The sequence below is a fragment of the Corallococcus sp. EGB genome (assembly GCF_019968905.1).
GTDB lineage: Bacteria > Myxococcota > Myxococcia > Myxococcales > Myxococcaceae > Corallococcus.
This window is the reverse complement of record NZ_CP079946.1, coordinates 6,696,191-6,716,681: the sequence shown is the minus strand read 5'-3', so window position 1 is coordinate 6,716,681 and position 20,491 is coordinate 6,696,191. Positions and strand designations below refer to the sequence as shown.

Here is a 20,491-nt window from a genome sequence, read left to right as displayed (position 1 = left end):
TGTCGCCTGACCTGATGGATTCTGTCTCCCCTTCTTTTCTGGATGCCCTGGCCCGGGGCCTGGGCGTGACCCGGGTCGCGCGGGTCACCGGCCTGGACCGCACTGGCGTGGAGGTTGCCTGCGCGGTGCGTCCGGGGGGGCACGTGCTCCAGGTATGTAACGGCAAGGGGCTCGGGTTCGAGGCCGCGGCCCGGGGCGCGCTCTTCGAGACGGCGGAGCTGTGGGCGGCGGAGACGGTGCGGCCGGAGCGGCTGCGCTGGGGAACCCGGGCGGAGCTGGAGCGGGCAGGAGACGGGGTCTGGGGCGTGGAGTCGCTCGGGTCGGCGGGGGCGGTGGTGGCGCCAAGGCTCGCGGGGCCGCAGGTGCGGCTGGCGTGGTGCGAGGCGCGCACGCTGGACGGGGAGGCGCGGGTCTGGGTGCCGGCGCAGGGCGTGTACTGCCCGCCGTCGGGGACGGTGGAACTGGGGCCGGTGTCGGTCGCGTGGACGACGAATGGCTCCGGCGCGCATCCGGAGCCGGAGCCGGCGCTGCTGCACGCGTTGCTGGAGGCCACGGAGCGGGACCAGCTGGCGCGGGCGCTGCCAGAGGGCTGGTCGGAGGAGGGCGTGGTGGGGCGGATGTTGCGGCCGGAGACGCTGGTGGACGGGGCGCCGCGCACGGCCGCGCTGAGTGCGGCGCTGCGGGAGCGCGGGTTTCGCGCCTACCTGTTCGACGTGACGCCCGCGCCCCGGACGCGGGGACGGGTGGGGCTGCCCGTGGCGGCGGCCGTGCTGGTGGACGCGGATGAGGGACCGGTGCCGCTCACGGCCGGCTACGCGTGCGCCATGGACCGGGACGAGGCGCTGCTGAAGGCCCTGCTCGAGGCCGCGCAGTCGCGGCTGACGGACATCCACGGTGCTCGCGAGGACGTGGCGGCGGCGGACCGTGAAGCGACGCTGGGGTTCGCGCAGGCGTTGGCGGAGGTGCGGCCCCGTCGCGCAGTGGACGCGATGCCGGACGGGGCGGACCGGCGCGCGAGGACCCCGGCGGCGAAGGCGCGCGCGGTGCTGTCGCTGCTGGAGAGCGCGGGCTTCAGCCGGGTGGCGGGCGTCGCGCTGGACGCGCCCGTGCCCGGGCTTCATGTGTGGAAGGTCGTGGTGCCGGGCATGCGCGTGTCGGAGCTCCTGTGAAGCGGCGGACGGACGACCTGGTGGTGTTCCTGGGCCCCTCGTTGCCGGCGGAGGAGGCACGGCGGATCGCGCCGTGCACGGTGCTGCCTCCCGCGCGGCAGGGGGACGTGTGGCGGGCGCTGGCGCTCAAGCCCCGGGCATTGGTGCTGGTGGACGGCGTCTTCGAGGCGCAGCCTTCCGTCTGGCACCACGAGCTGCTGGCGGCGCTGGAGGCAGGCGTGGCCGTGTTCGGCGGAGGCAGCATGGGCGCGCTGCGCGCCGCGGAGCTGTCCGCGCACGGCATGGTGGGCGTGGGCCGCATCTTCGGCTGGTATCGCGACGGCGTGGCGGTGGACGACTCGGAGGTGGCGCTGCTGCACGCGGACGCTGAACACGGCTGGCGTCCCCTCACCGTGCCCCTGGTGAACGTGCGGCACGCGGCGGAGCAGGCACGCAAGGCGCGCGTGCTGAGCCGCTCCGGTGCACAGGCCCTGGTGGACGCGGCGGCGGGCCTCTTCTACCAGGAGCGCACCTGGACGCGGATCCGCGAGGCCGTGGAGCCCGCGTGGACCCGGCCCGTGCGCGAAGCCTGGGACGCCTGGCTCGCGGGCGGAGTGGAGGACCTCAAGAAGCTGGACGCCATCGAGTGCGTGCGCGCGGGCGCGGAGTTCGTGAGCCGCGCGGTACCACCGCAGCCGGGGGCGCGGCGCAATCCCTCGTCGCTGGTGCGGCGCCGCCGCCTGATGGAGGACGTGACGCGCGTGGGTTCGCAGGTCGTGGACTCCGGGCGCGTGATGGAGGTGCTGCGCGGCGCACCGGACGCGGAGGCCTGGGCGGAGGCGGGACTGCGGCGCGCGTTGCTCGCGGGCTGGGTGCGGTCGCTGGGTCTCGAAGCGACAGAGGAGGAGATCGCCGAGGAGGAGGCCGCGTGGTGGGACGCGCGGAAGGTCCGTGCCTCCCGCCGGGACGCCTTCCTCGCCGCGAACGGGCTCGACGGACTGGAGCTGCGCCGGCTGTGTGAAGCGCGAGCGCTGGAACGCCTGGCCTTGCGGCACGCATCGCGGCTGCTGCCAGACGGTCCCTCCTGGGACGAGGCCCTGGCCTCCGAAGCCCGTCTGGGCGGCCAGTGGGAGCAGGCCGCCCGCGCGCTGGCCGAGGCGGACGACAGCGAATAGCCGTTCGCCGGTTTCGCTGAAGCGCCACGAGGACGTGTCCCCGCGACGCGGGCACGCACGTCCGCGCGCAATCCCAGTCAGGGCCCCCCGTCCCAGCGGCGCGGGCTGAAACCTGTTTCACGAACCTCCGCGAACCCAAGACGGCCTGGCGGGTTGGACGCCTGTTCAGGGGCGGCCCTCCTGCTGCGTCACGAAAAAACGTGACAGCCCCGCAGGGCTCGATAGGGTCAACCCCGGAGGTTGTCCGCATTGAACACCGCTCCCTGGGTGGTTCCGCCAAGTGGGTCCGCGCCGTCATCGGCCGGGCACGCCCGGGGATTGCGGGGAATCCGACCCCCGCGGTGGGAGATGGCCGGGAAGGCGCCCTCGCCGGTCCTGGGCGCGCCGGTTGACGTCACCACCTGCCAGGTTGTGTCTCGGATTGAGTCAGGGACATGACCACGCCGCTCCACCCGGACCAGCTTGAAGTCGGCCACTACGTCGGACCCTGGCGAGTCGTCGGGTCGCTCGGCGCGGGAGGCTTCGGCCGCGTGTTCAAGGTGGAGCGGGGCGGGAACGTCTACGCGTTGAAGCTCGCGTTGCGTCCGGCGAACCAGCACGCCAGCGACGAAGAGGACGTGAACGGGCGGCTCGCGCGGGAGGTGGCGGCGCTGCTCGCGTGCGCGCCGCATCCCAACCTGCCGCGAGTTCACGCCGTGGATCGCTGGCCGGAGCCGCCGGACGGCTACCTCTTCCACGTCACCGACTTCGTGGATGGCGAGACGTTCCACGAGTGGCGCTGGCGGGTGAAGCCCACGGCCGCGCACCTGCTGACCGTTTACACGGAGGTCGTGCGGGTGGTGGCGGATCTCCACCGCCGGGGCGTGCACCACCGCGACCTCAAGGCGGACAACCTGCTCATCCGGCGCCTGGATGAGCGGCCCATCCTCATCGACCTGGGCACGGCGCGGATTCCCGGCGCCTCCACGCTGACGGTGGGCGTGGCGCCCGCGTCACCGCACCTGCTACCCCCCGAGTGCGTGGCGTTCCTGCGCGAGGGCTCCTGGAAGACGGGGGCGAACTTCGACGCGGGCATCCCGGGGGATTTGTACGCGCTGGGCGCGCTGCTCTACGAGTCCCTGACGGACGGCTACGCGTTTGATCCGCGGCTGCCCTACGACCGGCTGCTGCCCGCCATCGAAACGGTGGTGCCGCGCGCGCCGAAGGACATCAACCCCAAGGTCCCCTCCAGCCTGTCGGACATCGCGATGCGGCTGCTCGCCAAGCGCCCCGAGGATCGCTACTCGGGGACGGAGACGCTGCTGCAGGCGCTCTGGGACGCGGCCAAGGACAAGCGTCACGCGGATTGGAAGGTGTCGCTGGACGTCCCGGCGGACGCGGAAGCGTCCGGTCAGGACCGGGGCGTGGTGTCGCTGTCGCAGTTCCCCGTGGGCTCCACGGAGTTGCCAGCCCGTGCCAGGGAGCCGGAGCCTCCGGTGCAGCCCGCCGTGCGGGACGCGCCGCTTGTTCCGCGCCGTCGCACCGGGGCCGTGCTCGGCCTGGGGGCACTCCTGCTGGGCTTTTTGATCTTCGGGCTGGCGCGACTGACGCCGGACCGGCCTCCTCCTGCCGTTGCGCCTGTGTCTGAGAAAGGAAGTTCGTCCGTGACTCCAACCCCGAGTCTTCCCGATGCCGCCGTGCTCGCGGTGGCGTCTTCCCCGGATGCGGGTGTGGCGGCCGCGGTGGAGCCGACTCCACCCGTCCCCCCCGAGGTTGCGACGCCGTCCGTGAAGCCCCTGCGAGCGGATGGCGGCGTCATGCGGAAGATCGCTGGAGCGGCCGTCGCTGCGTGCGTGGGCGTGTCCTGCGCGGGCGGCAATGCCAACTCCCGCAGGGATGAAGGCGAACCGTGCCCGCGCGGAGCCAAAGAAGCCATGGCGGCATTGAGGCTCGAGTGGGGAACCCCATGGGATGGCGTCTTCCTGAAGGAAAGCGACCGCAAGGAGATGGCGATCCGTGAAGGCCCCATCACGGGGCGGATCCACTATGCGGGGCGGACGCGCGGCCAACTGCCGGTGGGCTCGAAGGTCTCGGGTCGCGTCATCTTCGCGCCCGGCCTCACGCGGATCCTCTTCACGGAGGCCACCCTTCCCGATGGGCGAGCATTCCCTATTTGCATGGAGGTCTACGACAGGGCCGCACGTGACTTCGGCTGGCCGCAGAACATGGAGGGCTACTCGGAGGACACCCGCGAGCTCCGCTACGTGCCGATCCAGCTGTTTGACGTGATGATGGTCAAGCGGCTCAACGTACCCCGGGAGGAGTAGCCGCGCCGTCTCTCTCTCATCGGCGCCTACTCACCAAGGTGGGTCAGAATCAAGCGCCGGGCATGCATGAAGCTCCGTGGTAGAAGAGGGCGCTGCTGTCCCGGTTCGAGGAGCCCTCCCCACCGTGCCCTCCTGTCTGTTCGTCGCGCTTCCGATTCTGCTCTGGTCAGCCAGTGTCCTGGCGGCTCCTCCCGTGAAGAAGGATGCGGACGCGGGGACACTCCGGATCGAAGTGGGGGAGGTGGAGTCGGCGACGCGTCCCATCCGCATCGGGCCTGGGGTGAGCACGACGCTGCTTTTCGATGCCGATATCCAGCAGGACCAGGTCAGCCTGGAGGCGCGAGCGCAATTCGCCCGGGTGAGCACGGGCGGTTCGGTCCTGGTGCTCATTCCGTCCAATGAATTGCGGCAGGGGGAGACCCTGCGGCTGTCCATTCCCTTCAAGGATGCGAGCCCGACGCTCGCCGCACGGCTGGCATTGACCCTGGTGGTGGATTCGAGTGCCGTGGATCGGCAGGTGGAGATCTACCGGCGAGCCCGCTCCGTGGAGTCGTACCGCCTGGAGGTGCAGCAGCTGCGCGCGGAGCTGGAGCGCTTGCGAGAGGGGCTCGGCTCACCGGTGGGAGGCACACGAGAGCTCACGGGGTTTCGGGGGCTCTTGCTGGCCGCGACGGAGTTTCCTGGCGTTTCGGCTGAGCGCGCCGCCATGTCATTGCGCTGCAAGGCACCCTGCGCATTCCAGATTGAGAACAGCGCGTTGTTCACGTCTGGGAAACGGCGGGCGGTGAAGTTGTTTTTGAGGGCGGCCGACAAGAAGCCATGGAACATCGGTCGGGTGGTGCTGGTCGACCGCCATGGCAAGGAGTGGGACTCCCTGCCGCCCGCCCAGTCCGGGCCCATCACGGCGGAAGCTCCCGTGACCCTGGTCCTGGAGTTCGAGGTCAACAACCCGGAGCTGGATGGGTATCAGCTGAATGTCTCCGATGCGGAGGGGCGTCGGACCGTGCAGTGGAATGACATCACATTCCCCTGAGCCCGAAGCCCCGCTCGGTCGAGCGTGCCAGAATCCCGGCACCTCCACCCCCATGCCGGGTAGGGTGCGCTCCACACGATGACCACCGACCTGACGCCCGAATCCCTGCGCTGCGTCCGCGCCGACGCGCGCGAGCCCGAGGGCTACCGGGCCGCCCTCGGCGACACCCGCGCCTCCCTGCTTCACACCGACCCGCCCTATTGCCTGCTCACCCGGCGCCGCAAGGGCGGCGACCTTCGCGACCCCCGCGCGAACAAGAAGATCGACCGCAACCCCATCGTCCGCTTCGAGTCCGTGCGCGACTACCGCGCCTTCTCCGAGGCCTGGCTCACGCGCGCCACCGGGCACCTCACCCCCGACGCGCCCCTCATCATCTGGACCAACCTGCTGGGCAAGGAGCCCATTCTCGGCGCCGCCCGCGACCTGGGCTACACCCACCTGCGCGGCGAGTACGTCTGGGGCAAGCGCACCACCGACAAGAACGCCAACGAGCAGATGCTGCGCGTCTACGAGGTCGCCCTCGTCATCGCCCGCACGCCCGCGCCGCCGCTCGCCCCCGGGGACGCGCCCACCGTCTGGGCCGTCGTCGGCGGCTATGACGACGACGCCGAGGCCGCGCACTGGGGCGGCCACCCGCACCACAAGCCCTTCTCCGTGCTGGAGCCGCTCGTCCGCACCTGGAGCCGCCCCGGCGACACCGTGCTGGATCCGTTCGCCGGCAGCGGCTCCATGCCCGCCGCCGCCCTGCGCCTGGGCCGCCGCCCTGCCTGCATGGAGGTCGAACCGGAGTGGGCCGAGCGCGTCACCCACCGCCTGCGAGAGACCGCCCGTCAGCTCGCCAGCGCCCGGTAGAAGCGCGTCTCGCTCCACGCGGGCACGTCCGTGGGACGGTGGCCCCACCAGTTCATCACCAGCGTGCGCCGCTCGCGCGACGGCCCCGGCAGCTTGCCGTCCGGAACCTGGTTGTCCGCGTCCAACACCCCGTGCGTCAGCGTCCCGTCGAACACCACCAGCCGGTTGGGACGCGGCGCCACCAGCGTCAGGTCCTCCAGCCGGTCCGGCGCGAGCGACGGGTTGCGCTCCGACGGCAGCTCCCGCGTCACCGCCAGCGCGCCGCCCCGCACCCGGTTGAGGAACAACACGGACGAGCGCACCGGGTGCACCAGCTTCCCCGTCGCCAACGCCAGCCGCTCATCCCGGTCCTGGTGGAAGTCCACCCGCACGTCCGTCGCCCGCATCCGCGACAGCCACCACTCCACGCCCGCGATCTTCCAGCCCTTCGTCACCCGGGGCCGCAGCGCGTGGATGACCTCCTCCACCACGTTCTCCGGCGGCCCGAAGGCGTACCAGAACGTCGTCTGATACGTGTGCCGCAGGCGCTCCCCCTTCAGTGCCCCCACGCGCCGGGTCAGCCGGTCGAAGAGGGACGAGGGCAGGGCGGGCTCGGTCAGTTGGACGAGGGATTCCACGATGGATCCGCAGCTTTCCCCCGAACGTGAGGTGGGCGCCACCCCCTTTCGCCGGTAGGCTTCGCCCCGCATGAAGCCCCATCAGAAGATGCTCCTCGGCATTTCCGTCGGCGCGGTGGCCGGCCTCGCGTGCAACGCCGCCTCCGGGAGCGCGGACTGGCTCACCTGGACCGTCGAGCACGTCACCAACCCCGTGGGGCAGATCTTCATCCGCCTGCTCCTGATGCTCGTCGTGCCGCTCCTGTTCTCCGCGCTCGTCGTCGGCGTGGCGGAGCTGGACATGAGGCAGGTGGGCCGCCTGGGCGCCCGCACGCTCGGCTACACCGTCGTCTTCTCCGTCATCTCCGTGCTCATCGGCCTGCTGCTCGTGAACACGATGCGGCCCGGTGACGGCTTGAGCGACGAGGCCCGCGCCCTGGCCCGCACGGGCACGTCCATCAAGGCCGCGCCGCCCCCCGGTGACACGTCCGCGGGCGCCATCTTCATGTCCATGGTGCCCACCAACCCGCTGAAGGCCGCGGCGGACGGGGACATGATCGGCCTCATCGTCTTCTCGCTCATCTTCGGCCTGGGCCTGGCGCTCACGCCGGGCGAGCCCGCCCAGCGCCTCAAGGACGTCATCCAGGGCCTCTACGACGTGATGATGAAGCTCATCGACGGGGTGCTCCAGCTGGCCCCGGTGGGCGTGGGCGCGCTCCTGTTCTCCATGACGGCGCGCCTGGGCTTCCACATCCTGGGACAGCTGGCGTCGTACGTGGGCGTGGTGCTCCTGGCGCTGGGCATCCACATGTTCGTCATGTACTCGCTGTCCGTGCGCTTCCTCGGCGGACGCAACCCGGTGGAGTTCTTCCGCTCCTGCCGGCTGGCCATCGTCACCGCGTTCTCCACGTCCTCCTCCAGCGCCACGCTGCCCACCGCGCTCAAGGTCGCGGAGGAGAACCTCAAGCTGCCGCGCAACGTGTCGCGCTTCGTGCTCACCGCCGGCTCCGCGATGAACCAGAACGGCACCGCGCTCTTCGAGGGCGTCACCGTCCTCTTCCTCGCGCAGGTGTATGGCGTGCCGCTGGGCCTCACGCAGCAGGCGACCATCATGTTCATCTGCGTGCTGGCGGGCATCGGCACCGCGGGCGTGCCGGCGGGCTCCATCCCCGTCATCGCGATGATTTTGGGCATGTTCCACATCCCCGTGGAGGGGCTGGGCCTCATCCTCGGCGTGGACCGCTTCCTGGACATGTGCCGCACCGTGCTCAACGTCACCGGAGACCTGGCGGCCGCCGTATACGTGTCGCGCGGCGAGCCCCTCGACGGGCCGGTCGGGGAGGAGGCGGTGGAGTCCCCCACCGCCTGACGTGGCCTCGCCCCGGTTCCACCTTTGACCGAAGTCCCATCCGCTGTCTTCCGAAGCCAAGGAGCTTGCGCCGCATGAAAGTCGCCAACGGTCGCGTCGTCGCCCTCGATTACCGCCTCCACCTGGGAGACGGGCAGATCATCGACCAGAACGCCCCGGGCCAGCCGCTCGCCTATCTGCACGGGCACAAGCAGATCGTCCCCGGCCTGGAGGGCGCGCTGGACGGCCTGGCCACCGGGGAGAGCAAGCAGGTGGTGGTGACGCCGGAGCAGGGCTACGGCGCGCACAAGCCGGAGGGCGTGCGCAACGTCCCCCGCTCCATGCTGCCCTCCACCTACCTGCCCCAGGTGGGCGGGACGCTGATGGCCCAGACGGAGGACGGCGACGTCCCGCTGCGCATCATCGCCGTGAACCCGGACTCCGTGGTGGTGGACCTCAACCACCCGCTCGCCGGCAAGACGCTCCACTTCGACGTCACCGTGCGCGAGGTGCGTGACGCGACGCAGGAGGAGCTGGCGCACGGCCACGTGCACGGCCCGGGCGGCGCGCACGGGTAGTCGTTTTCGGCGGGGCCGGGCACGGAGCGTTTCGTGCCCCCGGGGGGCGTGCACTATCTTGCGCCCCCCATGGTTCCTCCCGTCCCGAACCCCACCCAGCTCCGCGTCCCCCCGCCCGACCCCGGCGCCGTCCCCGAGCCTCCCGGCGCCTCCGCGGCCGTGGATCCGGAGCTGTACTGGCGGGAGCACGTCTACCAGGGCGGCGCGCGGCAGCTCACCGTGCGCGCCGTCATCGCCGGGATGCTCATTGGCGCGGTGATGTGCCTGTCCAACCTCTACGTCGTCCTCAAGACGGGCTGGAGCCTGGGCGTCACCATCACCGCGTGCATCCTGGCCTTCGCGGTGTTCGGCACGCTGCGCTCGCTCAAGGTGCTGCGCACGGAGTTCACCGACCTGGAGAACAACGCCATGGGCTCCGTGGCGTCCGCCGCGGGCTACATGACGGGCGGCGGCAACATGGCCGCGGTGCCCGCGCTGCTGATGCTCACCGGCACGCTGCCGTCCTCCGGCTGGCTGATGCTGTGGTTCGCGGTCATCTCCGCGCTGGGCGTCTTCGCGGCCATCCCCATCAAGCGCCAGCTCATCAACATCGAAGCGCTCCCGTTCCCCACCGGCACCGCCACCGCGGAGACCATCCGCGCCCTGCATGGCCACGGCGAGGCGGCCCGCGGCAAGGCGCGGCTGTTGGGGCTCGCGGGGCTGGTGGGCGCGCTCCTGGTGCTGGTGCGCGACGCGCGCTTCACGTGGCTCAAGAACCTGCCGGACAAGGTGAGCCTGCCGTTAACCATCCTCGGCCGCGAGGCGGGCAAGTGGTCCCTGTCCATCGACTTCAGCCTGCTGCTCGTGGGCGCGGGCGCGCTGGTCAGCTTCCGCACCGGCTGGTCCATGCTCCTGGGCGCCATCCTCAACTACGGCTTCCTGGCGCCGGCCATGTTCACCCGGGGCGTCATCCCGGAGGTGACGTACAAGGCCATCAATGGCTGGTCCCTGTGGACGGGCTCCGCGGTGCTGGTGTCCTCCGGCCTGCTGTCCTTCGCCTTCCAGTGGAAGAGCGTGGTGCGCTCGTTCTCCGCGCTGGGCTCGCTGGTGGGCAAGAAGCCCCGGGAGGGCGCGGACGCGGATCCGCTGGCGGACATCGAGTGCCCGCCGGCGTGGTTCCCGCTGGGCTTCGCGCTGCTGGGGCCGGTGGCCGTCTTCCTCATGGCCTGGCTGTTCCAGATTCCCTGGTGGGCGGGCGTGCTCGCGCTGCCCCTGGCGGTGGTGATGGGTGTCGTCGCGTCGCGCGTGACGGGCGAGACGGACACCACGCCCACCAAGGCGCTGGGCCCCGTGACGCAGCTCCTGTTCGGCGGCCTGGCTCCGGGCAACATCCCCGCCAACGTGATGAGCGCCAACGCCACGGGCGGCGTGGGGCTGCACTCGGCGGACCTGCTCACGGACCTCAAGTCCGGGTGGCTGTTGGGCGCGTCCCCGCGTCAGCAGTTCTTCGCGCAGCTCTTCGGCGTCGTCGCGGGCGCCGTGGTGGTGGTGCCCATCTTCAACCTGCTGGTGCCCACCGCGGACGTGCTGGGCTCCGAGCAGTTCCCCGCGCCCTCGTCCATGGTGTGGGCCGGCGTGTCGAAGATGCTCGCCTCCGGCATGTCCGCGCTGCACCCCACCGCGCGCGTGGGCGCCCTGGGCGGGGCGCTGCTGGGCATCGTGCTGGTGCTGCTGGAGCGCTGGGCCCACCCGAAGGTGAAGGCCTTCATCCCCACCGCGTCCGGCCTGGGGCTGGCCATGGTCATCCCCGGCTCCAGCTCCATCAGCCTCTTCGTGGGCGCGGCGCTGGCGGCGCTGCTCAAGCGCGTGAAGCCGAAGCTCGCGGAGGCGGCGGTGCTGCCCGTCTCCTCCGGCTTCATCGCGGGCGAAAGCCTGCTGGGCATCGCCATCGCGATGTTGAAGGCCTTCGGCAAGATGCCGAAGTAGGCGACGGGCGCCTCAGTCCACCTTGCTGGTGGCGAAGGACGCGCCCGCGACGAAGCGGAAGGTGGGCGTGTCGAGCCCCGCGCCCACGCCCGGGCCGCCCATCACGTACAGGTCCAGGTGGGACAGGGCATGGCGGCGGATGGCGATGAGCAGCTCCGCGCCCACCCGGCCCCCGTCCAGCGGGATGCCGGCGAGCACGCTCACCTCGCCGCGCGTCGTCTCGCCGTGGAGCGACGTCACCGTGGCGCCCAGGCGCAGCTCGTTGCCCACGATGTCGCGCGGATCGTAGGACACGGGGCCCAGGTCCTCGCGCTTGCGCAGGAACACGCCGGCCTCGCCGCCCACCTGGAAGCCCTCGCCCACGTAGCCCACCTGCAGCCGCGGCTGCCACGCGTAGTCATCGTGCGCCAGCGCCGCGCGGCTGCCCACGGGCAGGCCCGCCGTCAGCGCCACCGCCAGGTTGATGGGGGCGCCCTTCGACTGGCGCAGCAGCGCCGCCCGGGCGTTCAGCCACGGCGTGGCGAGCCCCCCGGAGTTTGGCCCGTAGTACTCCAGCGTGGGCTTTCCTCCCTGGGTCAGGATGAAGGGCAGCTCGGCGCCCACGTCCAGCCAGGACAGCACGCCGAAGCCCACCGTCAGGTGGGCGGTCATCTTGTTCTCCACCAGGCCCGTGCCCTCGCCGGGCTCCCAGCGCGTCTGGAAGTGCAGGGGCAGCTGTTCGTATTGGTAGTTCAGCGACACCCGCAGCTGGCCCGGCGCCAGCGTTCGGCCCGTGCCCACCACCAGCGAGCCCAGCGCCGCCGTGTCCAGGCGCAGCCGCTGCAGGTCGAACACGGGCAGCGGGCGCTTGGGGCCGCTTTCCAGGGCGTGGGCGCAGAAGGGGAGGGACAGCAGGGCAGCGGCGAGGACCGAGGCCGGACGGAACACGTGAAGACTCCCGAGGCGGAAGGACGCGGACTCTAGCCAGAGTCCCCCGGCCCGAAAATCATGCACGGAGTGCAGCAGATTGTGGGTTGCCGCACGGAATAGCCTGACAACTCAGACGGTCCCGGCCGCCAGGTCCTGCAATTCCTGCCATCGCGCATAGAGCCGATCCACTTCCGCGGTGGTGGCCTCCAGCGCCTGGTTCACTTCCGCCACCTTGGAGCCGGTGCTGTAGACGGCGGGGTCGGCCAGCTGGGCCTCCAGCTCCGCCTTGCGCTTCTCCGCGGCCTCGATGGTGGCCTCCATGCCGTCCAGCTCGCGCTGGTCCTTGTAGGAGAGCTTCCCGGGCTTCTTCGGCGCGGGCTTCGCGGCGGGCTCGTCGCGGGGCTCGTCCCTGCGGGCTTCATCCTTCTTCGTCGGCGCGGCCTTGAGGGCGGCGGCCTGCGACTGTTCCTTCAGCCGCTTGTACATCTCGTAGTTGCCCTCGTAGCGGGTGACCCTGCCCTCGCCGTCGAAGGAGAGGATGGCGGTGGCCACCTTGTCGAGGAAGTACCGGTCGTGCGTCACCAGCAGCACGCTGCCGGCGAAGTCCAGGAGCAGCCGCTCCAGGATGTTGAGCGTGACGATGTCCAGGTCGTTGGTGGGCTCGTCCAGCACCAGCACGTTGGCGCCTTCCAGGAAGAGCCGCGCCAGCAGCAGCCGGTTGCGCTCGCCGCCGGACAGCGCGCCCACCTTCATGCGCTGCATGGGCACCGGGAAGAGCAGGTCGTCCAGGTAGTCGCGCAGGTGCACCTTGCGGTCGCCCAGCTCCACGTGGTCCTCGCCCTGCGAGGCCGCGTCGTACACCGTCTGCTCGGGGTCCAGCTGCGCGCGCTGCTGATCGTAGTAGGCGACCTTCGTGTTCTTCCCGATGACGAGCTTGCCGCCGTCCGCGGGCAGCTCTCCCAGCATCACGCGCAGGAACGTCGTCTTGCCCACGCCGTTGGGGCCGAGGAAGCCCACGCGCTCGCCGCGCTGGAGCCGGAAGTCCACGCCGTTCAACACCTTGCGGTCACCGAAGGACTTCGTCAGCCCTTCCGCTTCAATCACGGTGTGCCCCAGCCGGGGCGCCGCCGCGACGCGCAGGTCCGCCACCTTGGGGCGCTGGAAGCCCTTCTCCGCCAGCAGCTTCTGCGCCCGCTCGATGCGCGCCTTGCTCTTGGTGCGCCGCGCCTCCACGCCCTTGCGCAGCCACGCGACCTCCTGGGCAATCCAGCGCTCGCGCTTGTGCTCCGCGACCTCCGCGTTCTGCTGGGCGACGAGCTTCTGCTCCACGTAGGCCGCGTAGTTGCCGGGGTAGGAGACCAGGCCCCCGCCGGGCTGGATTTCGACGATGCGGTCCACCAGGCCGTCCAGGAAGTAGCGGTCGTGCGTGACGAGCAGCAGCGCCCCGGGCAGCTTGTCCAGCTCGTCCTCCAGCCAGTCCACGGTGTCCGCGTCCAGGTGGTTGGTGGGCTCGTCCAACAAGAGCAGGTCCGGGCGCGTGAGCAGCGCGCGGGCAATGGCCACGCGCTTGCGCAGGCCTCCGGACAGCTGCGCCACGGGCCGGTCCCAGTCCTTCACGCCCAGCCTGTCGAGCAGCGTCTTCGCGTGGTGCTCGGTGTCCCAGCCGCCGGCCTGTTCGATGCGGTCGCTCAGGGCGGACAGCTGCTCCAGCATCTTCGGGGTGGCGTTCGCGGGGTCCGCCTCCAGCCTGCGTGACAGCTCCGCGTGCGCGGCCAGCGCCTCCTTCAGCGGCGCCTGTGACACGGCGAGCTCGCTCGCCACGGTGGCGCCTTCGGGGAACTCCGGCTCCTGGGGCAGGTAGGTGACGCGCGCGCCCCGGCGCAGCTGCAGCTCACCCAGGTCCGGCTTCGCCGCGCCGGCGAGGATCTTCAGCAGCGACGACTTGCCGGAGCCGTTGACGCCGACCAGGCCCACGCGCTCGCCCTCCTCGATGGTGAAGGTGAGGCCCTCGAAGACGGTGCGGCTGCCGAAGGCGAGCTGGACGTTGGCGGCGCGAAGCAGCGTCACGGGAAGGAACCTTTCGAAAGGGGGACGGGGAAAAGCGAAAGGGCGCCCCCCACTTGAAGCGGGGAGCGCCCTTCCTACAGCCAGTGCGGCACGGGCACCCGGACTACTTGCGGGCAGCCTGCTCCGCAGCCTGCTTCTCCTTGTACTGCGCCATCAGGGCCTCCGCCTCGTTGCGCGGGACCGGCGAGTACTTGGAGAACTCCATGGAGAACTCGCCCTTGCCCTGGGTGGCGGAGCGCAGGTCCGTGGAGTAGCCGAACATCGTGTTGAGCGGCACCTCCGCGACGGCCGTCACGTAGCCCTCGGCGGTGCTCGTCTCCAGGATGGTGCCGCGGCGCTGGTTCAGCTGGCCGACGACGGAACCCTGGAAGTCCTCCGGCGCCTGGACCTCCACCTTCATCATGGGCTCCAGGATGATGGGCTTGGCGGCGGCGTAGCCCTCGCGGAAGCCCATGATGGCGGCCGTCTTGAACGCCTGCTCGGACGAGTCCACCGCGTGGAACGCGCCGTCGTTGATGACCACGCGCAGACCCACCACGGGGAAGCCGATGAGGCTGCCCTTCTTCACGGCCTCCTGGAAGCCCTTGTCGCACGCGGGGATGAACTCGCGCGGGATGGAGCCACCGACGATGTCGTCCACGAACTCGTACTGCTGCACCGCGTCCGCGGGCAGGGGCTCCACGTAGCCGCACACGCGCGCGAACTGACCCGAACCACCGGTCTGCTTCTTGTGCGTGTAGGCGAACTCGCCCTTCTGGGAGATGGTCTCGCGGTAGGCCACCTGCGGCTTGCCGGCCACCACCTCGCAGTTGTACTCGCGCTTCATGCGCTCGATGTAGATCTCCAGGTGGAGCTCACCCATGCCGGAGATGATCGTCTGGCCGGACTCCTCGTCGCGGCGCACGCGGAAGGTGGGGTCTTCCTTGTTGAAGCGGTTGAGCGCCTTGGAGAAGTTGGCCAGCGTGTCGCGGTTCTTCGGCGTCACCGCCAGCGAGATGACCGCGTCCGGCACGAACATGGACGTCATCGTGTACTGCACGGTGCCGTCGGTGAACGTGTCGCCGGAGGCGCACTCGATGCCGAAGAGCGCCACGATGTCGCCCGCGGTGGCCTCGTTCACGTCGTGCATTTCCGACGCGTGCATGCGGACGATGCGCGGAACCTTGACCTTCTTCTGGTTCACCTGGTTGATGATGAAGTCACCCTTGGCGACCTTGCCCTGGTAGACGCGCATGTACGTCAGCTGCCCGTAGCGGCCATCCTCCAGCTTGAACGCGAGACCCACGAAGGGCTTGGTCGGATCCGACTCCAGGATGACCTTGGCCTCGTTGTTCTTCTGGTCCAGCGCCTCGTTGGTGGCTTCCTTCGGGTTGGGCAGGTAGCTGCACACCGCGTTGAGCAGCAGCTGCACGCCCTTGTTCTTGTACGCGGAGCCGCACATCACCGGCGTCATCTTCAGCGCGATGGTGGCGCGGCGGATGGCGGCGCGCAGCTGCTCCTCGGTGATGCTGGCGGCGTCCATGAGGAACGCCTCGCCCAGCTCGTCGTCCACGTTGGCGACGCCCTCGAGCATCTCGTCACGGCGCAGCTTGGCCTCGTCCAGCATCTCCGCCGGAATGGCCTCCTCGCGCACGGTCTCGCCGCTCTCACCGTCGAAGTAGTACGCCTTCATCGAGATGAGGTCGATGAGGCCCTGGAAGCGGTCCTCCGCGCCGATGGGGTACTGGAGCTTCACGGGGTGGTGGCCCAGCTTCTCCTTCAGCTGGCCGGCGACGCGGTCGTAGTTCGCGCCAGAGCGGTCCATCTTGTTGACGAACGCGATGCGCGGAACGCGGTAGCGCTTCATCTGGCGGTCCACCGTGATGGACTGCGACTGCACGCCCGACACGGAGCAGAGCACCAGGATGGCGCCGTCGAGAACGCGGAGCGCGCGCTCCACCTCGATGGTGAAGTCCACGTGTCCCGGCGTGTCGATGAGGTTGATGTTGTAGTCGCCCCACATCGCGTACGTGGCGGCGGACTGGATCGTGATGCCCTTCTCACGCTCCAGGTCCATCGAGTCCATGACCGCGCCCACGCCGTCCTTGCCGCGGACCTCGTGGATCTCGTGGATCTTGCCCGTATAGAACAGGATGCGCTCGGACAGAGTGGTCTTGCCCGAGTCGATGTGGGCGGAGATACCGATGTTACGAATCTTCTCGATGGGTACGTTGGAGGCCACGATCCGGTCCTTCTTCGATTGAAAAAATTGCCTGAGGGAACAGAGCAGGCGGGGCCCTTACTTCCCACAGGACCCAGTTACCAGACAAATCCGCATGACGATGGGCGTACATCCGCCTACGTTGCACCGCCCTGTTCCGACTGAGGTCTCATAACAATGAGCGCGAGCGAAAACTTCTCCCTGGCCCGGGCCTGGCTGCAGGCCTTCAACGCCCACGACATCACCGCCCTCGTGGCGCTGTACGCGGAGGATGCAACACACACCTCGCCGAAGATTCGCGTCCTGCACCCGGAGACGGGCGGGCGCCTGGTGGGCCGGCCGGCCCTGGAGCGGTGGTGGAGGGACGCCATCGCCCGGCTGCCGGGCCTGCGCTACGAGGAGACGGCCCTCACGGCGGACGGGGACCGGGTGTTCATGGAGTACCTGCGGCACGCCCCCAACGAGGCCCCCATGCCCGTGGCGGAGGTGCTGGAGGTGAAGGGCGGGCGCATCGTCGCGTCGCGCGTCTACCACGGCTAAGGTGCCCGCCATGGCGACCTCCAATTTCGACCGGGACTTCGGATACCTGGTGCCCTTCATGGACAAGGTGGCGGCGGCCGCGTCGGATCTGCCGGATGCCTCCGCCCGCGAGGAGCTGGTGCGGCTGATGGCCGAGGAGAAGGTCCGCTGGGCGCGCATCCGGGAGCTGCTCCAGGGCGCTCCGGGGCAGAGCGGCGCCTCCAAGGGGGCTGCTCCCAAGGCTGTGGCCCCCAAGGCCCCGGCGCCCGCCGCCGCGCCCCCGCTGGCCCGCGTGTCCGCGGACGGGGTGAACCGGGCGGCCCCCCGCGAGTCGGGCCTCACGGTGGGCAGCCTCAAGGATTCGCGCTGACGGACGCGGGCCGGTGGATCAGGCGCTGCTCACGCGGACCTGATCCAACGCGTCGTAGGTGGCGGCCTTATAGGCCTCCGACAGCGTCGGGTAGTTGAAGCAGGTCTCCACGAAGAGCTGCGCGGTGGAGCCGGTGAGCATCGCGGTGAGCCCCACGTGCACCAGCTCCGAGGCCTGCTCGCCCAGCACGTGCACGCCCAACAGCTTCATGTCGTCGCGGTGGAAGAGCAGCTTCAGGAGGCCCTGCTTCTCCCCGATGATCTGCCCGCGCGGGTTGGTGTCGAAGTCGGCGCGGCCCACGACGTAGGGGATGCCGCGCGTGCGCAGGGACTCCTCCGTCTCGCCGGCCATGGACACCTCCGGGATGGTGTAGATGCCGTAGGGCAGGATGGGCGTGAGCGTGCGCTTGCCCGGGCCGAACGCGTGCTCCACCGCGATGCGGGCCTGCTCCATGGACGTGGAGGCCAGGGCGGGGAAGCCGATGACGTCCCCCACCGCGTAGATGTGCGGGACGGCCGTCTGGTACGCGAGGCCCACCTCGATCTGGCCGCGCTTGCCCTGCTTCACGCCCAGCGCCTCGAGGCCCAGGCCCGCGGTGTTCGAGGTGCGGCCGGAGGCGACCAGCACCTGATCCGTCTCCAGCACCTCGCCGGTGGACAGCTTCAGGCGGATGGGCTCGGAGGAGGACTCCGGCACGTGCACGGACTCCACCGTCTGCCCCAGGCGCAGCCGCACGCCCAGCGTGTCCATGCACTCGCGCAAGAGCTCGCCAATCTCCCGGTCCAGGAACGACAGGAGCTCGTTCTTCACCTCCACCAGCGTCACCGGGATGCCCATCGCGGCGAACATGCTCGCGTACTCGCAGCCGATGACGCCGCCGCCCACCACCACCAGCGTGCGGGGCAGGGTGGTGATGTCCAGGATTTCATCCGAGTCGTGCACGCGCGGATCCCCGAAGGGGTACATCGGCGGGCGGTACGGGCTGGAGCCGGTGGCGATGAGGACCGTGCCGGCGGTGAGCCGGGTGTACTCCGTGCCGTCGTGCTTCACCGCGACGGTGTGCGCGTCCACGAAGGAGCCGGTGCCCTGGAACACCGTCACGCCGTGGCGCTGGAGGTTCCTGTGGATGCGCTCGCGCTCCATCTGCTTCACGCGGCGCTCGCGGAAGAGGAAGTCGGAGACGGTGGCCTCATGGCGCAGCGTCGCGTCCACGCTGTAGAGGCCGCGCGCCCTGAAGCCGGAGAGGTGCAGCGCCGTCTCGCGCAGCGTCTTGGAGGGAAGGGTGCCGGTGTTGGCCGCGGTGCCTCCGAGCACCGGCTCCCGCTCCACCACCGCCACCCGCTTGCCCGCGAGCGAGGCCTGCACCGCGCCCCATTCCCCCGCGGGGCCTGATCCGATGACCACCAGGTCGAAGTCCGCCATGGACCGCACCCTAACCCCACCCCGGGGGGCGAGGGCACCCGGAAGTCAGTCCCGGCCCGTGTAGTGCAGCTTCTCGCGGACCTCCTCCTCGGTGAGCAGGCGGAAGCCGCCTTCGGGGATGTCATCCAGGGTGATGTCGCCCACCGCCTCCCGGTGGAGCGCCCGGGCGGGCAGTCCCACCGCGCCCAGCATGCGCTTCACCTGGTGGTGGCGTCCTTCCGTGAGGATGACCTCCACCGTGTGCTCGTCGCGCACGCGCACCGCGGCGGGGCGGGCGGGGCCGTCATCCAGCATCATCCCCTGTCGCAGCGGCTCCACCTTCGCGTCATCCGCGGTGCTGAAGACCGTGGCCACGTAGCGCTTGGGGAGGTTCGTCTCCGGGGACGTGCAGTGGGCCACCAGCTTGTCGTCGTTGGTGAAGAGCAGCAGGCCCGTGGTGTCCACGTCCAGCCGGCCCACGGCGTGCCAGGTGAAGCGGTTCAGCTCCAGGGGCAGCTGGGGCAGGAGCAGCTCGAACACCGTGCCCGTGCGGTGCTGGCGCGCGGTGGAGGTCAGCACGCCCGCGGGCTTGTGGAAGGCCAGCACGTGCGTGGGCGCCTCCTTGCGCACCGGCAGTCCGTCCACCTTGAGGACGGCGCCGGGCGGCACGGGCGTCAGGGGCGTGGTCGCCACGCGGCCGTTGACCGTCACGCGGCCCGCCTTGATGGCGGCCTCCGCCTCGTCCTGGGGCATGGCGCCCGCCCGCGCGAGCGCGCGAGAGAGCCAGTCCGGCTTCTCCTTGCCCTCCCAGCGGTTGGGGCGAGGCGGGGACTTGGGGGGCCGTTCGGACTTGCGAGCCATGGGCGCGGCACTGTAGCCGCGCTTGGGCGGCGGGGCCCTCAGTTAGTGGCGGGCCGGTTCGTCGGGGTCGTCACCCTCGGCGGAGCCTGGCGTCGGGCCCGGCTCGTCGCCGTTGGCCATCCGGTGGGATTCCTCCTCCAGCCCGCCGTCCTCCGCGGTGCCGGGCGTTCGGCCGGGCTCCTCCCAGGGTTCCTCGGAGAGGGGGGCCTGACGGCCAGGGCCGGGCTCGGTGCCTCCCACGATCATCGATTCGTAGGGCATGTGGTTCACGCGGTGCTCCTTTCCGTGAGGATTCGGTCGTCCAAGGAAAGGTAGCGACGCTCGGGGTTCCCGCCGCGCGTGGGGACGAAAGGTGTCCCCCTGCCTGCTCAGGTCTCGTCCGGGGGCGGTCCGCCGCCGCCGGGGATGTGCTTGCGCACGGTGTGCAGCGCGGCCAGCCAGAGCCGGGCCTCGTTGCGCGTGAGCCGGGAGCGGCGCAGCGGCGCCACCAGGTCCCGCACCGCCGTGCGCCCGGGCTTCTCATCCACGAGGAATCGGCCCGCGCTCAGGAGCGCCTCCAGCGTCGCCTCCACGCGGGCGAGCTCCGCGTCCGTGGCGGCCAGGGGCAGGGGGCCCGGCGGCGGCGCGGTGTCCGCGAGGTGGGCCATGCGAACCTCATAGGCGTAGAGCAGCACCGCCTGCGCCAGGTTGATGGAGGGCTGCTCCGGCGCGGTGGGCACCGCGGACAGGTCGTGGCAGCGCTCCACCTCCGCGTTGGTGAGGCCGCTGCGCTCGTCCCCGAAGACGAGCGCCACCGGCCCCTGCTTCGCCCGCGCCACCAATTCCTCCCCCACGGCGCGGGGAGACAGGCGGCGCTTTCCCTCCACCTTCCGGGAGCTGGTGCCCACCACCCAGACGCAGTCGGACACCGCCGCGTCCAGCGAGTCCGGGCGCTTCACCCCACCCAGCACATCCTCCGCGTGCACCGCGAGCCGGTGGGCCGGGCCCAGGTCCTCCACCTCCGGCGTCACCCATGCCCAGTCGGACAGGCCGCAGTTCTTCAGGGCGCGGGCGGCGGCGCCCAGGTTCTCCGCGTTGCGCGGGCGCATGAGGACGAATCGGACGGGCAGCACCATGGCGGCGCACCCTACCGCCCCGGTGCTTGGAGCGGGACCCCAGTTGAC

The 20,491-nt window shown here is 70.7% G+C and carries 18 protein-coding genes; 10 read left to right on the top strand and 8 right to left on the bottom strand.

Annotation, left to right across the window (positions count from 1 at the left end; genetic code table 11):
- Positions 1-14: 14 nt before the first annotated feature.
- The 5 genes from KYK13_RS27475 to KYK13_RS27455 all read left to right on the top strand — a co-directional run bounded on the left by KYK13_RS27475 (position 15) and on the right by KYK13_RS27455 (position 6,514).
- A complete protein-coding gene (locus tag KYK13_RS27475; protein WP_223646792.1) occupies positions 15-1,169 on the top strand; it encodes a YcaO-like family protein in 1,155 nt (384 codons plus the stop codon).
- Positions 1,166-2,323 (top strand): TfuA-like protein, encoded by a 1,158-nt coding sequence (locus tag KYK13_RS27470; RefSeq protein ID WP_223635393.1) that lies wholly within the window; start codon positions 1,166-1,168, stop codon positions 2,321-2,323. Before KYK13_RS27475 ends, KYK13_RS27470 begins: the two co-directional genes overlap by 4 nt.
- A 434-nt stretch (positions 2,324-2,757) precedes the next feature.
- Positions 2,758-4,629, top strand: a complete 1,872-nt coding sequence (locus KYK13_RS27465) for a serine/threonine-protein kinase (RefSeq protein WP_223635390.1) — start codon at positions 2,758-2,760, stop codon at positions 4,627-4,629.
- A gap of 76 nt (positions 4,630-4,705) precedes the next feature.
- Positions 4,706-5,662: a DUF2381 family protein gene (locus KYK13_RS27460; protein ID WP_370645173.1), complete on the top strand. Its 957-nt coding sequence runs from the start codon at positions 4,706-4,708 to the stop codon at positions 5,660-5,662.
- Positions 5,663-5,740: 78 nt separating this feature from the next.
- Entirely contained in the window at positions 5,741-6,514 is a 774-nt protein-coding gene (locus tag KYK13_RS27455) for a DNA methyltransferase (RefSeq protein ID WP_223635388.1), read from the top strand.
- Here the strand turns inward: KYK13_RS27455 and KYK13_RS27450 are convergent.
- The gene (locus KYK13_RS27450; protein ID WP_223635386.1) at positions 6,493-7,131 is read right to left on the bottom strand and encodes a hypothetical protein; all 639 of its coding nucleotides are present in this window, start codon (positions 7,129-7,131) and stop codon (positions 6,493-6,495) included. The two genes, KYK13_RS27455 and KYK13_RS27450, sit on opposite strands and share 22 nt — an antisense overlap.
- A 70-nt stretch (positions 7,132-7,201) precedes the next feature.
- On the opposite strand from KYK13_RS27450, the gene KYK13_RS27445 reads away from it, so the two are divergent.
- From KYK13_RS27445 to KYK13_RS27435, 3 genes are all read left to right on the top strand, one after another.
- Positions 7,202-8,479, top strand: a complete 1,278-nt coding sequence (locus tag KYK13_RS27445; protein WP_223635384.1) for a dicarboxylate/amino acid:cation symporter — start codon at positions 7,202-7,204, stop codon at positions 8,477-8,479.
- Between the two features lie 74 nt (positions 8,480-8,553).
- Positions 8,554-9,036 (top strand): peptidylprolyl isomerase, encoded by a 483-nt coding sequence (locus KYK13_RS27440; RefSeq protein ID WP_223635381.1) that lies wholly within the window; start codon positions 8,554-8,556, stop codon positions 9,034-9,036.
- 69 nt (positions 9,037-9,105) lie between these two features.
- The gene (locus KYK13_RS27435) at positions 9,106-11,001 is read left to right on the top strand and encodes an OPT family oligopeptide transporter (RefSeq protein ID WP_223635378.1); all 1,896 of its coding nucleotides are present in this window, start codon (positions 9,106-9,108) and stop codon (positions 10,999-11,001) included.
- A 12-nt stretch (positions 11,002-11,013) separates the two neighbouring features.
- Here the strand turns inward: KYK13_RS27435 and KYK13_RS27430 are convergent, their stop codons facing one another.
- The 3 genes from KYK13_RS27430 to fusA all read right to left on the bottom strand — a co-directional run bounded on the left by KYK13_RS27430 (position 11,014) and on the right by fusA (position 16,198).
- The gene (locus KYK13_RS27430) at positions 11,014-11,928 is read right to left on the bottom strand and encodes a flagellar motor protein MotB (RefSeq protein ID WP_223635375.1); all 915 of its coding nucleotides are present in this window, start codon (positions 11,926-11,928) and stop codon (positions 11,014-11,016) included.
- 111 nt (positions 11,929-12,039) lie between these two features.
- Positions 12,040-13,977, bottom strand: a complete 1,938-nt coding sequence (locus tag KYK13_RS27425) for an ABC-F family ATP-binding cassette domain-containing protein (protein ID WP_223635372.1) — start codon at positions 13,975-13,977, stop codon at positions 12,040-12,042.
- 103 nt (positions 13,978-14,080) lie between these two features.
- The gene (gene fusA, locus KYK13_RS27420; protein ID WP_223635369.1) at positions 14,081-16,198 is read right to left on the bottom strand and encodes an elongation factor G; all 2,118 of its coding nucleotides are present in this window, start codon (positions 16,196-16,198) and stop codon (positions 14,081-14,083) included.
- Between the two features lie 156 nt (positions 16,199-16,354).
- On the opposite strand from fusA, the gene KYK13_RS27415 reads away from it, so the two are divergent.
- Together KYK13_RS27415 and KYK13_RS27410 are read left to right on the top strand one after the other, a co-directional pair.
- Positions 16,355-16,717 carry a nuclear transport factor 2 family protein gene (locus KYK13_RS27415; protein ID WP_223635366.1) on the top strand — a complete coding sequence of 121 codons (363 nt, stop codon included), beginning with the start codon at positions 16,355-16,357 and terminating at the stop codon, positions 16,715-16,717.
- Positions 16,718-16,727: 10 nt separating this feature from the next.
- Positions 16,728-17,066 carry a hypothetical protein gene (locus KYK13_RS27410; protein WP_223635363.1) on the top strand — a complete coding sequence of 113 codons (339 nt, stop codon included), beginning with the start codon at positions 16,728-16,730 and terminating at the stop codon, positions 17,064-17,066.
- A gap of 18 nt (positions 17,067-17,084) precedes the next feature.
- On the opposite strand, the gene sthA is transcribed toward KYK13_RS27410, so the two are convergent.
- The 4 genes from sthA to KYK13_RS27390 all read right to left on the bottom strand — a co-directional run bounded on the left by sthA (position 17,085) and on the right by KYK13_RS27390 (position 20,443).
- Positions 17,085-18,488 carry a Si-specific NAD(P)(+) transhydrogenase gene (sthA, locus tag KYK13_RS27405; protein WP_223635360.1) on the bottom strand — a complete coding sequence of 468 codons (1,404 nt, stop codon included), beginning with the start codon at positions 18,486-18,488 and terminating at the stop codon, positions 17,085-17,087.
- 45 nt (positions 18,489-18,533) lie between these two features.
- Entirely contained in the window at positions 18,534-19,328 is a 795-nt protein-coding gene (locus KYK13_RS27400; protein ID WP_223635357.1) for a pseudouridine synthase, read from the bottom strand.
- Between the two features lie 42 nt (positions 19,329-19,370).
- The gene (locus KYK13_RS27395; protein ID WP_370645171.1) at positions 19,371-19,598 is read right to left on the bottom strand and encodes a hypothetical protein; all 228 of its coding nucleotides are present in this window, start codon (positions 19,596-19,598) and stop codon (positions 19,371-19,373) included.
- A gap of 98 nt (positions 19,599-19,696) precedes the next feature.
- On the bottom strand, positions 19,697-20,443 hold the full coding sequence (locus KYK13_RS27390; protein WP_223635354.1) for an RNA methyltransferase: 747 nt from the start codon (positions 20,441-20,443) through the stop codon (positions 19,697-19,699).
- Between the last annotated feature and the right edge of the window lie 48 nt (positions 20,444-20,491).